This window comes from Psychrobacter sp. AOP22-C1-C5 (assembly GCF_052378885.1).
In the GTDB taxonomy this organism is placed as follows: Bacteria; Pseudomonadota; Gammaproteobacteria; order Pseudomonadales; family Moraxellaceae; genus Psychrobacter.
In genome coordinates this window covers 103,433-124,787 of the sequence record NZ_JBQSYC010000004.1, presented here as the reverse complement: position 1 = coordinate 124,787, position 21,355 = coordinate 103,433, and the positions used below count along the sequence as shown (strand labels likewise).

General features: G+C 43.5%; 14 protein-coding genes and 1 pseudogene. 5 read left to right on the top strand and 10 right to left on the bottom strand.

Annotated elements, in window-relative coordinates; genetic code table 11:
- Window positions 1–19 precede the first annotated feature (19 nt).
- Window positions 20–1,327 carry a lipid-A-disaccharide synthase gene (lpxB, locus tag ACT3TH_RS07415; protein WP_444755212.1) on the bottom strand — a complete coding sequence of 436 codons (1,308 nt, stop codon included), beginning with the start codon at window positions 1,325–1,327 and terminating at the stop codon, window positions 20–22.
- A 418-nt stretch (window positions 1,328–1,745) separates the two neighbouring features.
- On the opposite strand from lpxB, the gene ACT3TH_RS07410 reads away from it, so the two are divergent.
- Window positions 1,746–2,828 (top strand): 3-deoxy-7-phosphoheptulonate synthase, encoded by a 1,083-nt coding sequence (locus tag ACT3TH_RS07410; protein WP_444755211.1) that lies wholly within the window; start codon window positions 1,746–1,748, stop codon window positions 2,826–2,828.
- A gap of 175 nt (window positions 2,829–3,003) precedes the next feature.
- On the opposite strand, the gene pepN is transcribed toward ACT3TH_RS07410, so the two are convergent.
- Window positions 3,004–5,592, bottom strand: a complete 2,589-nt coding sequence (gene pepN, locus ACT3TH_RS07405) for an aminopeptidase N (RefSeq protein ID WP_444755363.1) — start codon at window positions 5,590–5,592, stop codon at window positions 3,004–3,006.
- Between the two features lie 341 nt (window positions 5,593–5,933).
- On the opposite strand from pepN, the gene ACT3TH_RS07400 reads away from it, so the two are divergent.
- From ACT3TH_RS07400 to ACT3TH_RS07390, 3 genes are all read left to right on the top strand, one after another.
- Window positions 5,934–6,551, top strand: coding sequence for a DUF6231 family protein (locus tag ACT3TH_RS07400; protein WP_444755210.1), 618 nt, complete (start codon window positions 5,934–5,936; stop codon window positions 6,549–6,551).
- 151 nt (window positions 6,552–6,702) lie between these two features.
- Complete coding sequence (gene pal, locus ACT3TH_RS07395; RefSeq protein WP_444755209.1) at window positions 6,703–7,221, top strand: peptidoglycan-associated lipoprotein Pal; 519 nt, start codon at window positions 6,703–6,705, stop codon at window positions 7,219–7,221.
- Window positions 7,222–7,353: 132 nt separating this feature from the next.
- Window positions 7,354–8,145 carry a 4'-phosphopantetheinyl transferase family protein gene (locus tag ACT3TH_RS07390; RefSeq protein WP_444755208.1) on the top strand — a complete coding sequence of 264 codons (792 nt, stop codon included), beginning with the start codon at window positions 7,354–7,356 and terminating at the stop codon, window positions 8,143–8,145.
- Between the two features lie 128 nt (window positions 8,146–8,273).
- Here ACT3TH_RS07390 and ACT3TH_RS07385 read toward each other — a convergent pair whose 3' ends face one another.
- Complete coding sequence (locus tag ACT3TH_RS07385) at window positions 8,274–9,158, bottom strand: hypothetical protein (RefSeq protein WP_444755207.1); 885 nt, start codon at window positions 9,156–9,158, stop codon at window positions 8,274–8,276.
- 591 nt (window positions 9,159–9,749) lie between these two features.
- Between ACT3TH_RS07385 and ACT3TH_RS07380 the strand changes: the two genes are divergently transcribed.
- Window positions 9,750–10,508: an IclR family transcriptional regulator gene (locus ACT3TH_RS07380; RefSeq protein WP_444755206.1), complete on the top strand. Its 759-nt coding sequence runs from the start codon at window positions 9,750–9,752 to the stop codon at window positions 10,506–10,508.
- 153 nt (window positions 10,509–10,661) lie between these two features.
- On the opposite strand, the pseudogene mmsB reads toward ACT3TH_RS07380, so the two are convergent.
- The 7 genes and pseudogenes from mmsB to ACT3TH_RS07345 form a co-directional block, all read right to left on the bottom strand.
- Window positions 10,662–11,615: pseudogene (mmsB, locus tag ACT3TH_RS07375) on the bottom strand (3-hydroxyisobutyrate dehydrogenase); the annotation flags it as partial.
- Window positions 11,616–11,705: 90 nt separating this feature from the next.
- Window positions 11,706–12,974: an enoyl-CoA hydratase/isomerase family protein gene (locus tag ACT3TH_RS07370; protein WP_444755205.1), complete on the bottom strand. Its 1,269-nt coding sequence runs from the start codon at window positions 12,972–12,974 to the stop codon at window positions 11,706–11,708.
- A 55-nt stretch (window positions 12,975–13,029) separates the two neighbouring features.
- The gene (locus ACT3TH_RS07365; RefSeq protein WP_444755204.1) at window positions 13,030–13,812 is read right to left on the bottom strand and encodes an enoyl-CoA hydratase; all 783 of its coding nucleotides are present in this window, start codon (window positions 13,810–13,812) and stop codon (window positions 13,030–13,032) included.
- A 182-nt stretch (window positions 13,813–13,994) separates the two neighbouring features.
- Window positions 13,995–15,155, bottom strand: coding sequence for an acyl-CoA dehydrogenase family protein (locus tag ACT3TH_RS07360; protein WP_444755203.1), 1,161 nt, complete (start codon window positions 15,153–15,155; stop codon window positions 13,995–13,997).
- A gap of 273 nt (window positions 15,156–15,428) precedes the next feature.
- The gene (locus ACT3TH_RS07355; RefSeq protein WP_444755202.1) at window positions 15,429–16,913 is read right to left on the bottom strand and encodes a CoA-acylating methylmalonate-semialdehyde dehydrogenase; all 1,485 of its coding nucleotides are present in this window, start codon (window positions 16,911–16,913) and stop codon (window positions 15,429–15,431) included.
- A 305-nt stretch (window positions 16,914–17,218) separates the two neighbouring features.
- Window positions 17,219–19,255: a propionate--CoA ligase gene (locus ACT3TH_RS07350; RefSeq protein WP_444755201.1), complete on the bottom strand. Its 2,037-nt coding sequence runs from the start codon at window positions 19,253–19,255 to the stop codon at window positions 17,219–17,221.
- Window positions 19,256–19,479: 224 nt separating this feature from the next.
- On the bottom strand, window positions 19,480–21,150 hold the full coding sequence (locus ACT3TH_RS07345; RefSeq protein ID WP_444755200.1) for a fatty acid--CoA ligase: 1,671 nt from the start codon (window positions 21,148–21,150) through the stop codon (window positions 19,480–19,482).
- Window positions 21,151–21,355: the final 205 nt, after the last annotated feature.

Sequence of the window (21,355 nt, the reverse complement as noted above, 5' to 3'; positions counted from 1 at the left end):
GATGAAGCACGACGATAGATTAAGATTTACGACTGTTTTGCATAAACCACTGTTCAATCACACTATTGGCAGGATCATGATTGCTTTGCTGTTTTAGCAATTGCTTAGTATTTAAAAGATCTCTTAGTTGCTCTGCATAAGCACGAGGTTGTAATAGGCGCATGACTGTGCGGCAAATATTATCGCCGTTCGCCTGCTCTTGAATAAGCTCAGGAACAATGGCTGTACCGGCCAAAATATTGGGCAATGCCACATACGGAACCTTTACTAAACGCTTGGCAATCTGATATGTCATCTGATTTAATTGATAAACCACTACCATTGGTCGCTCAAGCAGCATCGCCTCAAGCGTTGCCGTACCTGATGCTAACATGACGACATCAGACGCTGCCATTGCCTGCTGACTAAAGGTTGGCTGACTGTCATCATAAACCACGACGATAGCGGAACGCAGTTGCTCTGAGCGCTGATCAATGACATCTTGAACAATATATTGATGGTTTTGATCGACGGTTGGAATGATAAAGCACAGTTTTGGGTCTAACAAGATGAGCTTTTGAATACCATCTAACATCAATGGCAAGATGGCTGTGATTTCGCCACGCCTAGAGCCTGGCATCACACAAATGAGTTGGCTGACATCGTCGAACCGCTCGATAAAAAACTGCTGCAAGCCGTCATTGTGCCAGACAAGCTCGCTGCGCCGCTGATTGATAGGTGTCTCCAACAACGTTTGATCCATGGTACGGAGCAATGGATGACCGACACAAATGGCTGGATGATTATGACGCTCATAGACTGGCAACTCAAACGGAAATAAGCACAATACCAAATCGGTAGCCGCTTTAATGTTATGAATACGCGACTCACGCCACGCCCAAATAGAAGGACTGACATATTGCACGCAAAATATACCCTGAGGCTTTAGCTTTTTAGACACTCTTAAATTAAAATCGGGCGCATCAATACCAATGAACCAATCAATATCAGCTGCCTTAAATGCTGTTAATAACTCGCGGCGGGCTTTGAGTAAATCAGGCAATTGCGCCATGACTTCCACCAACCCCATCACCGCCAAACGCTCTAACGGAAAAATACTTTGCAGACCTTGCGCCTGCATCTTGGGGCCGCCCACGCCTACCCATACGATATCATCACGTAGATTGTTCATTTGCTGCATAAAGTCTGCGCCCAAGCTGTCGCCTGACACTTCACCTGCAACGATACCTATAATGAGTGGCAAAGTCTTTGGTTCAGATATCTGAGGATCAGTCGCTATCAGGTCCGTTAAATCGGTATATTTATCAGACGTAGCAGAATCTTTCATGACAAGCTCTCAATATTCAAAATTACAATTGATACAAAAGGGATATTATAAAATATAACACATGAAATCAGTGATAAGATGCTAAACCAATTAAGCTTCATCATCGACCATCGTGCTGAAATTATACTGTTTATGTCGGTATCATACGTGACGCTGATATAAATAGCGAAATTCGCGCACAGATTTTTGATAGATGGATTATAAATAAAGGCTGCTATATCATAACAATATGCGGAAACTTTGGACGAATGACCCCAATCAACTCATTCTTTTTATGAATAAATCGTTCTAAGGTATAACTAAGTTTTGGTTTCGACATTCCAGTTAGCAGTCAATTAACTGCTGTACTGCCCTTGTCAACCAAGCGTTTTGTCCGCATAATGAATATTCCTATAAATCAGCTAGATGATATATAACCATGACAACATCAGTTACCCATAATGCAGATATTGACGACGTGAATATTGAAAAGTTCATTCCTTTGATCACTCCCGCTGAGCTAAAAACCGAGCTACCTTTGTCAGAAAAAGCGTATGACACGGTCCTAAAAGGTCGCAACACCATTCAAGATATTCTGGATGGCAAAGATAAGCGCCTATTTGTGGTCATTGGCCCCTGCTCTATCCATGATATTAAAGCCGCTCACGAATATGCTGATCGCTTGGCCGTATTGGCAAAAGAGATCGAAGACAGCGTGTTTGTCGTGATGCGTGTTTATTTTGAAAAACCTCGTACGACTGTTGGCTGGAAGGGCATGATTAATGACCCTGATATGAATGACAGTTTCGATATCGAAAAAGGTCTACGTACCGCTCGTAAATTGCTTCTCGACTTAAATGAGAAAGGCTTGCCTTGTGCGACTGAAGCCTTAGATCCCAACACGCCACAATACATGCAGGATTTAATCAGCTGGTCAGCCATTGGCGCTCGTACTACAGAGAGCCAAACGCATCGCGAAATGAGCTCTGGTCTATCGTGTCCTGTTGGCTTTAAAAATGGTACTGATGGCGGTATGACGGTCGCGGTCAATGCCATGCAAGCAGTAAAAGCAGGTCACAGCTTTTTAGGTTTATCATCAGATGGCAAAGTCTGTATCATCAAATCTAAAGGCAACCCTTACGCTCACGTGGTTCTTCGTGGTGGTAACGGCAAACCCAATTATGATGAAACGGCTGTCGCCCAAGTTGAAAATGAGCTGGCCAAAGGTAAAACCAATGGCAAGATTATGATTGACTCAAGCCATGCCAACTCAGGTAAAGACCCGTACTTACAGCCAATGGTCATTAACAACGTTGCAGAACAAATCCAAAACGGTAATAAATCTATCATCGGTATGATGATAGAAAGCCACCTAAAAGGTGGACGTCAAGAATTGACTGCTGATTTGGACGCGCTCGAATATGGTAAATCAATCACCGATGGTTGTCTTGACTGGGACAGCACGGTTACTGCCCTGCGCAGTCTGCATGATATGGTAAAAGATGTCTTACCTAACCGCTAATTATTATTGACTTCAATGCAATGATGTTAAGCAAAGCACAATAAAAAGCCCGTCTGACACTCATAATGTCAAACGGGCTTTTTTTTACTTAAGGAAAATTTATATCAGTCATGCGGGCTATTGATGAGTTTGACCCAGCTAATCATATATATATTTTAGGACTAACTGGTATAAGTTAACCATTAGCGGCATTCAGTACACTCTCTAAACTTTCAAGTACGTGTTTAGAAGCTGCCTGCTTTTGCAAATCTACAAGCTTATCATGTGCCATTTGGCGACGTGGCTCAACGAGTGTATTCCAGCGTGACAACACTTGCACTAAGCGCGATGCCAATACGGGATTTGCCTCATCCAGCTTCTTAATCACACCAGTATAGATATCTAGGCCCTCTTGTGTCCACAATGCAGTTGGCTGTGAGCTAAAGGCGCTGATCACTGAACGCACGCGGTTGGGCGTATTCCAATCGAAGTCTTTATGCTCAAGCAATGATTGGATATCATCCGCACTCACCTCATTAGCAGACGCTTGCACACTGAACCACAAGTCAATGACCAAATCATCTGCTTGAAAGCGCTTGTAAAAATCTGCCAAATACGCATCAGCATTTGCTACTTGATGATTGACCATGGCTTTTAATGCACCAAAGCGTTCGGTCATACAGCTGGCGTTTTCATACTGCTGTTTGGCCCATTCTACCGCGCCCTCGACATTGGCAGTCAATGCCATGTCCAGCACCACATTACGCAAGGCTCGTGTACCGCGAGCTTCTGCGCTATCTTCATAAGACTGCATTGGCAGCTGTCTATAAAGGGTTGCCCATTGATCTTGTAGCGTATCGGCCACTTGTTGATACAAGCCATCACGCTGCGCTTTAACCAACTCTGGATCATAGTCTTTTGAAATGGCAGAGGCCAGCTCTTGCGCGGAGGGAATATCAAGCAAACGCGCAGCTAACATGGCATCGTCGGCTGCCAGTCTCGGCAACGTTTGTGCCAATGCCTGAAAATACACGTCCGGGCTGCTTTTTGAGCCTTGGCCTTGCAACAAAATACGATTGACCAGCATTTGTGTCACTTGCCAGCGGTTAAAACCATTGGTTTCATGTTCTAGCAAAAATGCCAAATCTTCATCTTGATAGTCATAGTTAAGCTGGACAGGCGCGCTAAAGTCTCGCAATAAAGACACCACAGGCTCAGAAGCTACTTCTTCAAAAATAAAGGTTTGCTTAGCCTCATCTAGCAGCAACATACGCTCAGCGATAATATTGCCTGAGTCTTTGTCAAATAGCGCCGTCGCTACCGGAATCGGTAAAGGCTTTGGCGCGTCAAAGCCATTTACATGACGGGTCTGCTGACGCAAAGTAATGGTCAACGTTTGTGCTTCGCTATCATAATCTTGATGACCTGAGACGACTGGTGTGCCTGGCTGGCGATACCAATCAATGAAGTTCTCTATTTTATCATCAGTGATGCTAAGCGCTGATAAGAAATCCTCAACTGTGACCGCTTGACCATCATAACGACGGAAGTACTCATCCGTTCCTTTACGGAAATCTTCTGGCCCCAGTGTATTGGCAATCATGCGTACGATTTCTGCGCCCTTTTCATAGACAGTGGTCGTATAAAAGTTGTTAATCTCAACGAAGCTCTCAGGACGTACAGGATGCGCAAGTGGTCCTGCATCTTCGCTAAACTGATGCGCACGCAAGGTTGCCACATCATCGATACGCTGGACGGCACTTGACTGCTGATCTGCTGAAAAAGATTGATCACGGTAAACCGTAAATCCTTCTTTTAGGCATAACTGGAACCAATCACGACAAGTGATACGATTGCCCGTCCAATTATGAAAGTACTCGTGAGCGATAATGGCTTTGACGCTAAAACTACGCGCATCAGTCGTCGTTTCTGGACTAGAGAGCACGCAGGCGGTATTAAAAATATTAAGACCTTTGTTTTCCATTGCACCCATATTGAATTGACTGACTGCAACAATCATATAACGATCCAAATCATAGGCTCGGCCGTAATTGACCTCATCCCATTTCATGGCATCTTTTAAGGCTTGCATACCGACATCACACTTATCAATATCAGCCGATTTTGCATACAGCTCAAGCGTGACCTCTCGACCTTCGCTGGTTGTATAAGTATCCGTCAGCACATCTAAATCTGCGACGACACAGGCAAACAGATAACTTGGCTTATTGGTCGGATCCTGCCAGATCGCATAGTGACGGTTTGGTTCGTCAGCCACCTCGCCTGCTTCGACTAAATTCCCATTAGCCAATAACGTTGGGTAGCGTTTATCCGCCTCAAGACGCGTGGTAAAAATCGCTAACACATCTGGACGGTCTGGATAAAAAGTGATCTTGCGAAAGCCTTCTGGCTCACACTGAGTGACAAACATGGTATCAGCCATATAAAGCCCTTCAAGCGCGGTATTAGTCTGCGGACAAATACGTACTTGAATCTCTAAAACCACCTCATCTGGTGCATTACCAATTACAAGCTTGCCTGCTTCTTGCTCATAGTCTATGGTAGTCAATTGCTCGCCATTCATCGTAATCGCTAGCAGCTCTAGGTCTTCACCAAATAAAACCAGATCACCTGCCGTTTGGCGCACCATCTTTAGCGTACTGTCTACCTGCGCATGCGCTTCAAACAATTTAATGTCTAAATCGACGGTCTCAACATCAAAGCTTGGCTTTTTATAGTCTTTTAAGTTGATTTTGCTAGGCGCATGCGGCGGTACGTCTGGCATATCTGGATTGATAATTTGAGCATCAGTTTCAGCGATAGACATATGAGTTCCTATTATTATTTATAAGATAAATTTACAAGTGGTAATATTGATGTTTGGCAGCTCTGCAATGATTTTATTCTAACAAACTGTTAGCTAGATTGACCTAAAATGCCAAATTTCAAGAGTGCGTGAGAAAGTAATTAAGCGACTAATTTATAGAACACTCAAGACTGTCATCGTAATCAACGAAGTGATGATGCCAGCAATAAAGGAATGAGCACACGCTATTCGTTGGATAATGATGGTTAAAATGATTTAATAAGCACATGATGCTCAATTCTTGATAAATGGCCCATTATATGAAAAAACACTCTGACGTTCCTCTACCCTTATTAATAGAATATATAGACGCTCTTCTACCTTCACTAACAACGTCGCCAAATACAACCGTTGAGCAGGTGAATGACCATGCTACATTGCTATGGGTCGTCCAAGATAAGAATGCACATTCGGCGTTAAAGTCTCAGCTAAACAAACACATAGCCAATGACGTTCATGATACGACAGTAACAGACACGCAAAAACTGCAAGTGATCACCCTATCTGATCTTACTCAACAGCAAATACCTGAACGATATGCACTCGTCTGCTTTTGGTTGCCCACATTATCGTCAGAGTTACTACAACAATATACCCCACTACTCATGCGCTATCGCGATCTTTATGCGGCACATCTTTTGATCGCGCTTGATAGCACTATAGATCTAAAAGCTTATGGCTTTACACCGTTTGATATCCTAAACGCGCAATATTTAGAAAGCGATGGCATAAGCCAAGCAGATTCGTCTTTACCAGTCTCACCATCAGTAGCAACCACATTATGGCAATTTAATTTGTATGATTATAAACAATTGCCAAACTGGCTCAATGCGGATTACTGGGCCAATCCCGAAAACTGGGACAAAAATCGTTGGTAATATGCTTCATATCTCACTGTAAATTCTAGAATTATTTACAGTAATACTACTTACATAAAGTAACATTTAGTATATTATAGATAGCAATTGCCTAAGTTTTATCGTAAGCAGTTTAAAAAAACAAATTTAATTAAAATTTTAGGAGCTCATTATGTCGACCAATTTTTCTAAGATCGCGGTTCTTGCTATATTATCTAGCGCTGTGGCACTGACCACAGGTTGTGCTACCAAGCGCTCTACTTCTGAAGTTGTGGTTGCTCCATTAGGTATTCCAGGTGGTCAAGCAGGATACACTGGTGCTGTTATCGTTGATAACTCAAGTGCCGTTATCACTGGCGCTGAAAATTTGCAAGCAGTGGTTTATTTTGCTTTTGATAGCAGCGAAATCACGACTCAAGCTGCCAATGTCCTAAATCAACATGCAAGTCTATTAAGTTCAAATCCAAACGCTGGCGTGGTTATCGCTGGTCACACTGATGAGCGCGGTAGCCGTGAATACAATATCGCATTGGGTGAGCGCCGTGCCCAAGCAGCTCGTAACTATTTGGCTGCTCAAGGCGTTGCTGTAAACAACGTCCGTGTCATCAGCTATGGTGAAGAGCGTCCTGCTGCTACTGGTACTACTGAAGAAGCCTATGCGCAAAACCGCCGTGCTGAGTTGTCTTACTAAGATATATAAAGCTAGCGCTAGACCATAAAGCATTCTTCGCTTTATATATAAAAGCCCAACGATAGAGTATCGCTGGGCTTTTTACGTTTTATTAAGCTAATATAAACAAGTCAGTAACAACCGATAAATTTTATGATGCCAACATTCAGCCTCACTCATCTGCATTATACCCAGCTCGGCTCTACAACGTGGTGTGCTACTGCACAAGTAGGCGAAGCGCTGTGCTCGAACTTTGAAGCGCTAAAAGAAAAAACATCATGGCTACTGATTACTTATACACCATTCATGAAGCTTTATGCATTTAAAGATTTGGATTGGCAATATTATGGCTCGTCCGTCCCCTTCTCAGCTCGAAAAATAGCTCAACGTCAACGTCAATTACAACGTAGAGGCGTGCGATTATTATTACAAAGACTACTTAAAAAACTAGAGATTAAAGACACGCTAGATGAATCTAACTTTCCCTATCGTCTTGTGGGCAGTAGATATTACGTGTGCTTCAGCCATACAGGCGTTAGTAACAATATTAGCAAAAGCTCAGATCAGACCGTTAATAGACAGTTAAAAAGCAACGTAGCAGTCACTATCAGTCGCCATCGTCCTACGGGCATTGATATCGAAAATAGTAACATTGCATGGCGAGTGGTACAGCGTTATTATTCAGACAATGAAATTGCGACCATACAATCATTGCCAGCTATCCAGCGTCATAACATTGCTAAGTTATTGTGGCAAATAAAAGAAAGTTTTATCAAAATTCATCAATACACACTGGCTCAAGGTTTGGGTAAAGACTATGCTTATCTCGTTGCTAATTTGATTAATAGCGTAAAACAACAGTCTAATGTGATCGTCATAGCTGACAACCAATCGCACTATCATATTGCTATATTACCCATTCAACAAACGGTAGTTGTTTTTTAAACCGTATATGAACATATGAGTCTCCATTACAAATAGTAGATTTATCACAGACAAAAAAAACGACCCTAAAAAGGATCGTTTTTTTATCTTTACACTTTTCTAATGACAGTATTCAAACTGCGATTAGATTAGAAGCGGTAAGTTGCACCAACTTTAACAATTGGGAACCACTCTAAGTAATCTTTGTTTTCAAGTTCTTGTGCTGCAAGATCAGCAACGCCTTGAGCAGTTTCACCTGGAACAACGACATTGTTGCCGTTACCATCTCTGATAAATACTGGGCCAGTATTGTTACTTGCATTTACATTAGCGCTAGTTTTACCCATGTAAGCTGCACCAACTTCACCGAACACACCCCAGTTATTGTTGATGTTAGGACGGAAACCGATAGTACCATAAGGAGCTAGTTTGTTGCGATGATCAACACTACCTTGCAAAGCACCTACAGAATCAGCATCATACTCTGCGCCGTTAATTTTATATACGCCGCCTTCTGGGTTAGCAGTTACATCGATACTGTTGTCAGGTACGATAACACCAGCACCCATTGTGAACCAGTTACCAGCAGGACGTAGTTGAACGCCTAGGTATGGGTTGCTGAAGTCAGAGTCAACTTCATAGTTTACATCGTTTGCATCAAAGTCACCGCCGAATAGGTCAGCAACATCGCCACCTGCCCAACCAGCTTGCAATTCAGTTTTCTCGTTCAGTGCCCAACCAAGGTTAGCACCATAACCTAGTGTACCAACTTCAGCGCTAACTGCCGCTGGGTTAAGAGCTGTTTGGAAGAAAGTTTTAGTACCACCAAGTACAGCACCAGTAGTATTGCTTACTACACCAGCGTCAGGGTTATAAGCATAAGAAGCAGGTTGTGCTTCATAAGCAACAGCAACTGGCTCAGCTTCATAAACAACGGCATCGTTACCATCAACAACGATAACAGGTTCAGCAGCTAGTGCAGCAGTTGAGGCTAAAACGGCAGCAGAAATCGCTGTTAATTTAATAAGTTTCATAAATACTCTCCTAAAGTGTGGAATAACTCGCCCAAAAAAATGACAATTCAGCTGTTTTTAAATCAATCATTTTGTTGAGCAGATTAAAACAATTTTGGCTCGAAAAGTCACCCCTATAGACGCGCTTTTTATTTGCCATTATGTAAAGATTGCATAGATATTGTAATAATTACTACACCAACCCGCAAAACTTTGATTTTCTGTTACACAATACTCTCAAAGTAACTAAACTGCCAAAACATGAATATCAAGTGCTTAATGTTCATGTGATGGTATTACAAAATATGTCATTATAATGACCTACTCTATCGGTTAACTCAATGACAGTTGTACGGCATAATACTACAGTTTGTTGTATTTTGTGAGTTAACGTATCCATTATTGCCTTTTTATAAAATTCCAGACACATAGACATGTAAGACAAATGTTTCTATATAATGGACTTAACTGTTGCTTCATCTTTGTATCATCTTGAATTAGATAGTAATAGCGATAAATAGAACAACATTAGATTTGTCGTCATTGATTTATTTTGTGAAAACGTTGTAGCGTTTTATGTCTTATTCTTTTTACTACTACTGAGCCACTTATATGCCTAAAGTATCGTCGATAACCCGTGTACTAGAGATCATAGAGGCCGTATCCTACGCTTCTAAGCCACTGTCACCACTTGAGCTGTCTCAAGAATTGGATATTCCTAAGCCTACCATTCATAGATTGATTCAGAGCTTGGTTGATGATGGTTTTTTAACCGTTGATATTGGTGGCGGTATCATTCCGGGGAAGCGGGTACGCAACTTGAGTGTTGAGCTTTGGCAGCAGCGGTTATTTTTTAATGAACGACAAATGATTTTGCAAAAGTTGGTTGATGAGCTTAAAGAGACTTGCGGGATTGGTATTCCCTATCATATGAATATGATTTATACCAACCGTGCCCAAACGACGTTGCCCTTACAGATTTATCTACCAGTAGGCGCCAAATCACCAATGTGGTGTACCGCGACGGGTAAGCTATATCTAAGTCAATTGTCTGCTACAAGTCGCCACAAGATACTGCAAGGTTTGCCACTGGACAAATTCACTAAAAACACCATTACTGATATTGACGCGTTGAATGCTGAGCTTGATCGCATCGCTGACACTGGCATTGGTATAGACAATGAAGAGTTCATCTCTGAAATGGTGGCCGTAGCCGTCCCTATATTAGATAAGAAATCACGATATTTGGCTTCACTGTATATTCATGCGCCAACCATACGAGTATCGCTGGATGAGTTACTGATTCATGTACCGCGTCTGCAGGAAGCGGCGCAGGATATTCAAACACTTGTATATGATTTGCAAAGCTAGAAACGCTAACCAACAAACATAAAAAAAGGTCTGTACCATCATAACGGCACAGACCTTTTTATATTTGCTTTTGATTAACCTTATTTCAATAATAAGTGGTCGCACGCACACAGTCACATTAATAATGCTTAACTGAGATGGGCAAAGTAAAAGTTAGAACAGCACTGAGCTATCGTGACGACCCAAAATACTCGAAAAATCCTTATCGCCGTTTTCTACTGAATGAGCCTCATAAAGCTCTGCTGCTTTGGCACCCATTGGTGTTTCAACATTGGTATCCTGAGCAGTTTGCATGGCAAGATTTAGATCTTTTTGCATCAGCTTACTCATAAATCCGCCTTTATAACCATTACTAGAAGGGACGTTTTCCATGACTTGTGGATAAGGATTGTAGACTTCTAACGTCCAGTTACGTCCTGAGCTTTGTAGCATGATATCTGATAATACTTTAGGGTTTAAGCCATTTTTGACACCCAAATTGATCGCTTCCGCTGTCCCCGCCATGAGAATACCGAGCAGCATGTTATTACAAATTTTTGCGACTTGCCCTGCGCCATGATCGCCTGCATGGAAGATATTTTTGCCCATCACGCTTAGTATTGGTTCAGCTCTCGCAAAAGCCTTGTCGCTACCACCAACAATGAAAGTCAAACTGCCAGCAATTGCACCGCCTGTCCCACCAGATACTGGCGCGTCTAAAAAGTCTATACCAAGCTCACTCGCAGCCTTTGCTACGGTCACTGCATCTGCTGCTGCGATCGTACTGCTGTCAATGACCAATGTACCTTTGGGTAATTCTGCAAGTAAGCCGTTGGTGCCACTCTCACCTAAATAAACAGAGTGAACGTGCTTGCCAGCGGGTAACATGCTGATCACCACTTGAGCGTTGCTTGCTGCGTCTTTAGGACTATTGGCAACGCGTGCTCCTGCTTGCTGCAAGCGATGGGTCGCTGCTTCAGACAAGTCGTAGACTGACAACGCATACCCTGCCTTTAATAAGTTTTCTGCCATTGGTGCGCCCATATTACCAAGACCAATAAAGGCAATATTGGGTTTATCAGCATTTTGCTCCATCGTATTTGTATTCTTTGTACCCATCTCATCACTCCTTGATGATGCATGTAGACATTGCTACATATAGCCTGTCATTATTTCTAAGTTTCGTTTAATATTTATTTGGATTAGCAAATCAAATCTTTAACGTACCAGCTGATTGCCCAAGGCGTCATCATTCAACCAATCGTCCAATGGGTGTTCACTTTTAGGATAAGGGTTCGTAAAATGCTGTTGGATATACGCCTGCCCTTCTGTACTTAAGCAATCCGCTAATGAACTCGACCACTGCGGACTACGATCTTTATCAATCAATAGCGCACGCACTCCTTCTTTGAAGTCAGGGTTGGCGGCACAATTCACTGCCACATTGGTTTCCAAATACAGAACTTGCTCAAGCGATAGATCAGTGACTTTATGATAAAGCGCATAAGTCAACGCTGCGGTGACTGGACAACCATGCCGATAGGTGGCTACAGCTCGCTGTGTCCAACCGTCTGCAGCAAAATCTGCATCCAACTGTGCAAGGGCCTCATCACTTTGTAGTATGGTGTCAATGTCACCTAAGTCACCACTATTCATTAACTGCTGAATAGAGAGCCAATAGGTGGCTAATTTGCTAGCAGGTAACTCGGCCACGGGTTGCGCGGCAAGTGCGCGACTGACTATACTGTGAGCGCTCTTACTATAAAACTTATCTGTCCTGCCAGAGTTAACCGCCTCTTGCCAATTGCTCTGTTTCAAACGCTGTATAATGGCGTCATAATCACTACTGGCAACCGCATACTCCGCAAGATTGGCGAATAGCGCGTCATTACCATTGCACATCGCACCAGTCAGCCCCAAAAATAAGCCTGTCTTGGCTGGCATTCGTTGCAAAAACCAGCTACCAGAAGCATCAGGGAACAATCCAATGGTCACCTCAGGCATGGCAAACCTTGTGCGCTCAGTGACCAAACGATGACTGCACCCTGCCATGAGTCCCATACCGCCACCCATGATGATGCCATCGCCCCACAATATTAATGGTTTGGGATAAAAATGCATTTGTCGATAGAGACGATACTCATGGCTGAAAAACTCTGTCGCATATGGATTGGGTAATGGCGCAGTTGTCGACATGCTGTCATACAATTTACGAATATCGCCACCAGCACAAAATGCCTTATCGCCTGCACCTTTTAAGACCAATGCCACTATCTGATTATCTTGTTGCCACTGCTCTAGCTGCGCTGATAACAATTGACACATCTCAACGCTCAAGGCATTCAGGGATTTAGGCGTGTTTAACGTCATTATCCCGATTAGATGGCCGCACTCTGTCGGCTCAGTATCGAACAATACAGGCGACTCTGTCTCTATAGTTTTTTGATTATTAATATCTTCCGTCGCTGTCATATCTGTTTTTATCATAAAAAGCACCTACGAAAATTAAAAGAGAATATATAGTGATTCAGTCTGATGCCATTTACTTATTCTGCCAATTAGGCTTACGCTTCTCTAAAAATGCTTGGACGCCTTCACGCTGATCTGCCGTATCAAATAATTTAACAAAGGCTTCACGCTCATGAATCAGGTTTTGCGCAGGTGGCTTATTTCTAGCAGCTTGGATAAGTGCTTTAGAATAAGTGACGGCAACGGGTGACTGGTTGGCGGCTTTTTTTGCTAGAGCGTGGGCAGCGGCGAGACCTTCACCTTTGGCAGTAACTTCTTCAACCAGACCTATGCGGAGTGCCGTCTCTGCATCGACACGCTCACCGCATAATATCATGCGCTTTGCCCAACCTTCACCAACGAGCCAAGGCAGATTTTGTGTGCCGCCCGCACAAGGTAATAAACCCACGCCCGTCTCTGGCAAAGCCATTTGTGCGTGCGCTTCTGCAATACGAATATCACAGGCCAGCGCATATTCAAGCCCACCACCCATCGCATAGCCATTGACAACCGCAATACTAACACCGCGATATACGGACAATGCTTCAAAAGCTTCGCCAAAGGCGATTGCCATACTGACAGCCTGACCTTTATCGCCTTCTGCAAAATTATTGAGATCCGCACCTGCTGAGAAGAACTTTTCGCCATCACCATGAATGATTAAAGCGTAAACATCGTCTTTTGCATTTAGGTCAGTGACGAGTTGTTTGAGTGCTTTTAGACTGTCCATTGTCCATGTATGCGCGGGCGGATTGTTCAGTGTCACAATGGCGGTATGACCATCAATCGACAGTTTGAGGTTGGTATAATCCGTCATAGAACATCCTTGTTTTGATATGGTTTTATTTACTATAGAGAGTACGGTTATACTGGGATAAATTTTACGAAGCATCTGTCACGCTTGCGAACAGCCAGCGAGGAAAACTTATCCCAGTGAAACACAATCACCGTATGTACCACTCTTATTTTGAATTGGCTATATTAGTAAAGTGTAGTGTACTAGCGTAGTTGACTCAGAGCCTCATCTTGTAGCAGCTGACGTGAGACAATTACTCGCATGATCTCATTAGTGCCTTCTAAAATCTGATGCACGCGCAAATCTCGTACATGGCGCTCAAGCGGGTATTCATTTAGATATCCATAGCCCCCATGCAATTGTAAGGCTTCATTCGCAACATCAAAGCAAAGATCGGTTGATAAACGTTTTGCCATCGCGCAGTAAGTAGAAGCTTGTGAGTCATTATTATCGACTTTATCAGCGGCCAGATAAAGCATTTGCCGCGCAGCAATCGTTTGAGTAAGCATATCAGCGAGTTTAAATTGCACAGATTGCAAGCTGGCAATTGGGCTGCCAAACTGGCTGCGTTCTTGGACGTAGTTGGTTGCCGTCTCTAGCGCCGATTGCGCTGTACCGACTGCACAGATCCCAATATTGATACGACCGCCATCCAAACCTTTCATCGCGATACGAAAGCCTTGACCTTCCTCACCTATGAGATTTTCTATCGGTACTTTGACATCTTTAAAACTAATGGTTCGAGTTGGCTGCGCCTTCCAGCCCATCTTATGCTCGTTTTTACCATACTCGATACCGTCACTATCAGCATCAACAACAAATGCAGATATACCTTTTGGCCCTGCACCGCCCGTCCTTGCCATTACCACTAACACATCGGTTGACCCGGCACCTGATATAAACGTTTTCTCTCCATTAAGTACATAATAATCGCCTTGCTTGTCCGCTTTGGTACGCAATGAAGCCGCATCAGAACCTGCATTCGGTTCAGTCAAACAGTAGCTACCAAGCCATTCACCGCTGACCATGTTTGGCAGGTATTTTTTGCATAAGGCGTCACTGCCGTATTCACCAATCATCCAGCTTGCCATATTATGAATGCTCATATAGGCCGCCACGGACGTATCGCCCCATGCCAATTCCTCAAAGACCATAGCGGAGTCCAAGCGTGGCAGTCCCAAGCCATCATATTCTGGATTGGTATACAGCCCTAAAAAACCAAGCTCGCCAGATTTTTTAATCACATCAATTGGAAAATGCGACGTACGATCCCATTCAGCAGCGTTCGGTTTAAGCTCTTTTTGTGCAAACTGTTTGGCAGTCTGGCGAAAGGCAATCTGGTCATCAGTCAATGAAAAATCCATGAGGTCATCCTTGTACGTGCATAAAAAATGTGGTCAATAAACTTTGATGAGTCGTTTTTTCCCTATCATTATCTGAAAGGTTGGCGTCAACAGAACTAACGCCATATCACAAATATAGTTGATACCAAATAAAATGGCTACACGACATTATCATACAAGACTGGCTTAAATTTTTCTTGCTGGCTGTGCAGTTGATGCCAGACGCTACAAAAAATTTATCCCAGTCTCTCTGAATCTCTTTTATATTGACCTGACCATATAACGGCTCCAAGATTAAATCGAAATGGTGGTATTAACGCCTCGGCTTGCTTCATCATCAAACCAGCGCGCAGTCACAGTCTTCGTTTGCGTATAAAACTGTACGGCTTGCTTACCATAAGGACCGAGATCACCAAGCTTACTGGCGCGTGAGCCTGAGAAAGAGAACATTGGTAATGGCACAGGAATCGGTAGATTGATGCCAATTTGACCGACTTGGATATCTTGTTGGAATTTGTGCGCGGCCGCCCCTGACTGGGTAAAAATTGCAGTACCATTACCGTGAGGATTGGCATTCAATAGCTCTATTGCTTCATCCAAGCTGTTAGCACGCATGATACAAAGCACTGGACCAAAGATTTCTTGCTGATAAATTTGCATGTCACTGGTGACGTTATCAAAAATAGTGGGGCCGACGAAATTACCTTTTTCAAACCCTTCAACTGTGATACCGCGTCCATCCAGTATTAAGCTCGCCCCTTCTTCTACCCCTGTACCAATCAAGTGCTCGACACGAGCTTTTGCCGCAGGAGAAATCAGTGGGCCTAAGTCTTTGTCGTTCTTGCCAGCTGACACGATTAGGCCTTCCGCTTTGGCTTTAATATCATCAATCCATTCACCCGCCGCACCTACTAACACCACGACTGACAGCGCCATACAGCGTTGACCAGCAGCACCAAATGCAGCACCTGCTAATTGATTAAGAGTTTGCTCTTTATTCGCATCAGGTAGGATCACACCATGGTTTTTGGCACCCATCATGCACTGCGCACGCTTACCTGATTTGCTGGCGCGTTCATAGACGTGTTTACCGACACTGGTAGAGCCGACAAAAGAGACGGCTTTGATATCGGGATGATCGCAAATGGCATCGACTGTCGCTTTGCCACCATGAACCACATTAAGCACGCCTTCAGGAACGCCCGCTTCAATAGCAAGCTCAACCAAACGCATGGTAACCATGGGATCTTGTTCGGATGGTTTTAAGATAAAGGTATTGCCTGTGGCAATCGCCATTGGGAACATCCATAGCGGAATCATGGCTGGGAAATTAAATGGTGTGATACCCGCACAAACGCCAAGTGGCTGCCAAATACTGTAAGTGTCCACGCCGGATGCGACGTTTTCAACGAAATCACCAATTTGCAAATTAGCAATGCCTGCGGCGTGCTCAACCACTTCTAAACCACGGAATACATCGCCGCGCGCATCAGCAATAGTTTTGCCTTGCTCTGCGGTTAAAATCTCTGCCAGCTCGTCCATGTGCTCACGAATAAGCGCCTGATAGGTTAAAAAAATACGGGCACGCGTAGTAATAGGTGTTTTGCGCCATGTTTGAAATGCGGCTTTGGCGGCAGCGACTGCTTGGTTGATTTCGTCATCAGTGGTTTGCGGGACTTTGGCAATGACTTCTTGCGTTGCAGGATCGGTAAGATCAATCCACTCGTCAGTATTTGACTGAGTAAATTGGCCATTGATGAGTTGTTGAACATGATGCATAAGATATCCTTATCTTGTTTGCGTGACGACCATCTAACGGTGTCTTTATATTCGGGAAGTGAATTAATAGCTATAAATTTTTATCAACAAAGCTTAATTTTAAAATGATTTAATTTGTATCGTTATTGACTATAACAATAAATCAATTTTAGGGTCAAGTGCTTTATAGAATTTTTATTTAAGTGTTGGATAGCCAGATAAACTGTAGCGAAGTGAAAAAAAAATAAAAAGCCCATGATTTTTCATGAGCTTGTCGTTTTGTATGAAAACGGCTTAATCAACGTTAGATTTAAATAGACTACACTTTAATAGTCATTCATCGATTGTTTAATCGCATCAATCGCTGCTGGATTGTCGAGTGTTGACATATCTCCTGTGGCTTTATTTTCTGCCAAAGCACGAATGGCGCGGCGCAAAATTTTACCAGAGCGGGTTTTTGGTAACGATTGCGGGAAATAAATGGCCGCTGGTCGTGCAATACCGCCCAATGACTTAATCACAGCGCCAATCACTTGTTGCTCAATACGGAAGCGATTTTCAGTAGTGGCTACTTGTGTATGATCTTTTAACACACAAAAGGCAATTGGCAACTCGCCTTTTAATTCGTCTTGAATGCCCACAACCGCACACTCTGCCATTTCTGGATGGCTGCTAATGGCCTCCTCAATCTCTTGCGTGCCTATTCGATGACCGGCTACGTTGATGACATCATCAGTGCGTCCCAAAATATAGAAGTAACCCTCTTCATCAGTCACCGCGTAGTCTGACGTGGAGTACTGCTGACCATCAAATAGACCAAAATAGCTACTGATAAAGCGCTCATCGTTACGCCATACCGTAGTAAGACAACCTGGTGGCAAAGGCGCTTTAATCGCTAGTAGACCTTTTTCACCAGCTGCACAAGGTTTACCTGTCTCTTCATTGATAACCTGCGCATCATAGCCATACATTGGATAACCGGGTGAGCCCTGTTTGTGCGGTTTATGGTTGAATTTGGGCGTATTACTTAAGATTGGCCAGCCCGACTCTGTTTGCCAGTAATGATCTAAAATAGGAACACCCAAATGCTTGGTAAGCCAATTGGCCGTTGATTCATCAAGCGGTTCGCCTGCCAAAAAGAACGATTTGACGCTTGATACATCGTAGCGGGTCATCCACGTCTCATCTTGCTTTTTGAGCATGCGTACACCGGTGGGTGCGGTAAAGAGAATATTAACCTTATTGGCCTCGACAATGCGCCACCAAATACCCGGATTTGGACGGTGTGGCAACCCTTCATACATGACACTGGTCATGCCAGAGAGCAATGGTGCATAGATAGTATAAGAATGCCCCACTGCCCAACCGATATCTGATATTGCCCAAAAAGTCTCACCCGCTTTACCATCATAAATATAGTCCATCGAAGTGGTGAGCGCGACCGCATGACCGCCCGTATCACGTTGCACCCCTTTTGGCGTACCCGTCGTACCAGAAGTATAGAGCAAATACGAGGGTGCGTTTGACTCAAGCCAAACTGGTTCTACCACAGCGTTCGATTCACAGCTAAAGCGACGTTCGGTGGCATAATCTACATCAATATCTTGTGGCTTAAAGGGCAATATACCGCGATCCACAATGAGCACATGCTCAGGTTTTATATTTGCTTGCTCAACCCCTTGATTGACCAAACTTTTATAATTAATAACTTTACCGCCACGCAAACCTGCATCCACCGTGATGACCATTTTTGCTTCGGCATCATCCATACGAATGGCCAAATTGTGAGCAGCAAACCCGCCAAACACAACCGAATGTACCGCACCAATACGCGCACAGGCGAGCATGGCATAGGCGGCCTCCAAAATCATCGGCATATAAATAATGACGCGATCGCCTTCCACAATGCCATGACGTTGCAGCACGTCGGCAAAATAATTTACTTCTTTATATAAGTCATTGTAGGTCAAGCGGCGCTTGGTATAGTCCGTATAAAACTCAACGCTATTACCCAAATCTTTGAAAGCGTCCGTAATGCCTGGAAAGGTTTCGATCAACTCTTGATTGATTTCGGATGAGAGCCAAATGAAGGCGTCCTGCTCTGCGCGTTCCTCTAGATGACGATCCACACAGTTATAACAAAGATTGGTCTCGCCGCCGACAAACCATCGGGCAAAAGGCAAATTACTGTCATCAAGGGTTTGCTCAGGTGCTTTGTGCCAATAGATACGTTTTGCTTGCTCCGCCCAAAACTGCTCACGATCACTGATGGAAGCTTGATAGATATCATCAAAAGTTTGGTCAGTATGAGAGACTTGCGTAGAATTTTGACTGCTGGTTAGATTGGTGATTTGTTCGCTCATAATGGCTGTCCTTAGCATAAACGATGGTGAGGCGATTTTATGTCGTATTGACTATAGTACAACGCTGGCTATCCTTTGCCAGAACTAAAAAACCGATACATTACGTATCGGTTTAAAATGTAACAGAGCCAACAACAAAGGTCAACTGCTAAGCGCATCATGCATTCAGTATTTTGCTCGATTCCAGCGTCTTATCGGTTGATAAGTTGATAAGTTGATGAGGATTACACTTCGGTCTGCTCAGCATACATCTCACGCATGACCTTTTTGTCATGTTTACCCACAGAAGTTTTTGGCAACTCATCCACAAACTTAAACTGACTTGGTACACCATATTTAGGAATAATACCGCGCTCCACTGCTTTTTCGGCAATCGCTTTAATGTCATCAGCGCTGGTCTCTTGATAGGCAGGCTTGAGGACGATTAGTGCCAATGGACGCTCGCCCCACTGCTTATCACGAACACCAATCACCGACACATCTGCCACGGCTGGATGTAGAGATAAAATTGTCTCAATTTCCAATGATGAAATCCATTCGCCACCTGATTTGATCACATCTTTTAAACGATCCGTGATTCTGATATAACCGTCAGGACGTATGTACGCAATGTCCTGAGTATGCATGTAACCATTTTCCCACAGCTCCTTGCCTGCATCAGTATTCTTCAAATAGCTTTGAGTGAGCCAAGGGGCGCGTAATACCAGCTCGCCAGTATTGTCTTTGCCTAGACCCACAGACTGGTTATCCTCACCCCACACTTGAGCGTCAACCATGAGGACTGGCTTACCTGCCATACAGCGACGGGCGATATCTTCATCTTCTGTCATCTCAGGCTCATTTAAGCTAAATTCTGTCAAACTGATAAGTGGCGCCGTCTCCGACATACCGTAGCCTGTATAAACCTCGATACCTTGCGCCATTGCCGTTCTGGCCAAACCTTCGGTCAATCTTGAACCACCAATTATCATTTTGAGACCATTAAAGCTGGCATCACGATCTTGTGCTTCTTTGAGTACCATTTGCAAAATGGTCGGCACACAGTGAGTAACACTCACTTTTTCATTGATAATCAAATCCATCAAAGCGGCTGGCTCGTAGCGTCCCGGATAGACTTGTTTTAAACCAATCATCGTAGCCGTAAACGGGAAACCCCAAGCATGGACGTGGAACATCGGCGTCATTGGCATATAAACATCACCATAACTGATGCCTTGTTTATTGGGCAACATACCAAGAGTGGCCGCCTCTGCTAAGCTGTGCAATACCAGCTGGCGATGACTAAAAAACACACCTTTGGGATCGCCAGTAGTGCCTGAGGTATAAAAGGTCGTAGCAATGGTATTTTCATCAAAATCTGGAAAATTAAAATCGCTATCAGCGGCTGCTAGCAACGCTTCATACTCACCTATGACACGGTTTTGATTACCGCCGAAGATACCTTCAAACGTCACGCCATTGTCATCTAGCCAAATAATATGCTCAATACTAGAGTTTTCAAACTGATAATCTTTGACCAATGGCGCAAACTCAGAGTTGAGCAGCAACACCTTAGGCTTGGCATGATTGATGGTGTAAAGGATTTTTTCTGGTGACAAACGGATATTTACTGTCTGTAAAACATACTCTGACATCGGTATGGCAAAGTATGATTCGAGATAGCGATGACTATCCCAATCCATCACTGCGACTATATCGCCAGCGTCAAGATTCAAACCAGCTAATACATTGGCCAAGCGATTGATGCGATTAAACAAATCTTTGTAAGTAAAACGTGCTTTATCGGCATAAATAATCTCTTGGTCTTGCGATACTGTCTTAGATCGGCTCAGTAATTGTTTTACCAATAATGGATAATCGTAGGCGGATGGCGCACTTTGGTAAGTATTTGACATAGATTTGACTTCCTTGTTGGTCATAAACACAAATAATTATGTAGGTAAATTAGAATAATAATGCTTAGTTAACGTCATTAACTGTTTTGGTTTTTATTGACGATAAGTGATTGTAATTGAGAATAAATCGTTGAAAATAAATAAACTCTCTACTGATAGTAAGAAAAAAGCGACACTATGTAAAGCGACAAGTAAGTACCATCAA

Excerpts from the sequence above, each read along its gene's own strand:
- lpxB (WP_444755212.1), bottom strand. The coding sequence starts at position 1,327 with ATGAAAGATTCTGCTACGTCTGATAAATATACCGATTTAACGGACCTG.
- ACT3TH_RS07410 (WP_444755211.1), top strand. The coding sequence starts at position 1,746 with ATGACAACATCAGTTACCCATAATGCAGATATTGACGACGTGAATATT.
- pepN (WP_444755363.1), bottom strand. The coding sequence starts at position 5,592 with ATGCCAGACGTACCGCCGCATGCGCCTAGCAAAATCAACTTAAAAGAC.
- ACT3TH_RS07400 (WP_444755210.1), top strand. The coding sequence starts at position 5,934 with ATGAAAAAACACTCTGACGTTCCTCTACCCTTATTAATAGAATATATA.
- pal (WP_444755209.1), top strand. The coding sequence starts at position 6,703 with ATGTCGACCAATTTTTCTAAGATCGCGGTTCTTGCTATATTATCTAGC.
- ACT3TH_RS07390 (WP_444755208.1), top strand. The coding sequence starts at position 7,354 with ATGATGCCAACATTCAGCCTCACTCATCTGCATTATACCCAGCTCGGC.
- ACT3TH_RS07385 (WP_444755207.1), bottom strand. The coding sequence starts at position 9,158 with ATGAAACTTATTAAATTAACAGCGATTTCTGCTGCCGTTTTAGCCTCA.
- ACT3TH_RS07380 (WP_444755206.1), top strand. The coding sequence starts at position 9,750 with ATGCCTAAAGTATCGTCGATAACCCGTGTACTAGAGATCATAGAGGCC.
- ACT3TH_RS07370 (WP_444755205.1), bottom strand. The coding sequence starts at position 12,974 with ATGATAAAAACAGATATGACAGCGACGGAAGATATTAATAATCAAAAA.
- ACT3TH_RS07365 (WP_444755204.1), bottom strand. The coding sequence starts at position 13,812 with ATGACGGATTATACCAACCTCAAACTGTCGATTGATGGTCATACCGCC.
- ACT3TH_RS07360 (WP_444755203.1), bottom strand. The coding sequence starts at position 15,155 with ATGGATTTTTCATTGACTGATGACCAGATTGCCTTTCGCCAGACTGCC.
- ACT3TH_RS07355 (WP_444755202.1), bottom strand. The coding sequence starts at position 16,913 with ATGCATCATGTTCAACAACTCATCAATGGCCAATTTACTCAGTCAAAT.
- ACT3TH_RS07350 (WP_444755201.1), bottom strand. The coding sequence starts at position 19,255 with ATGAGCGAACAAATCACCAATCTAACCAGCAGTCAAAATTCTACGCAA.
- ACT3TH_RS07345 (WP_444755200.1), bottom strand. The coding sequence starts at position 21,150 with ATGTCAAATACTTACCAAAGTGCGCCATCCGCCTACGATTATCCATTA.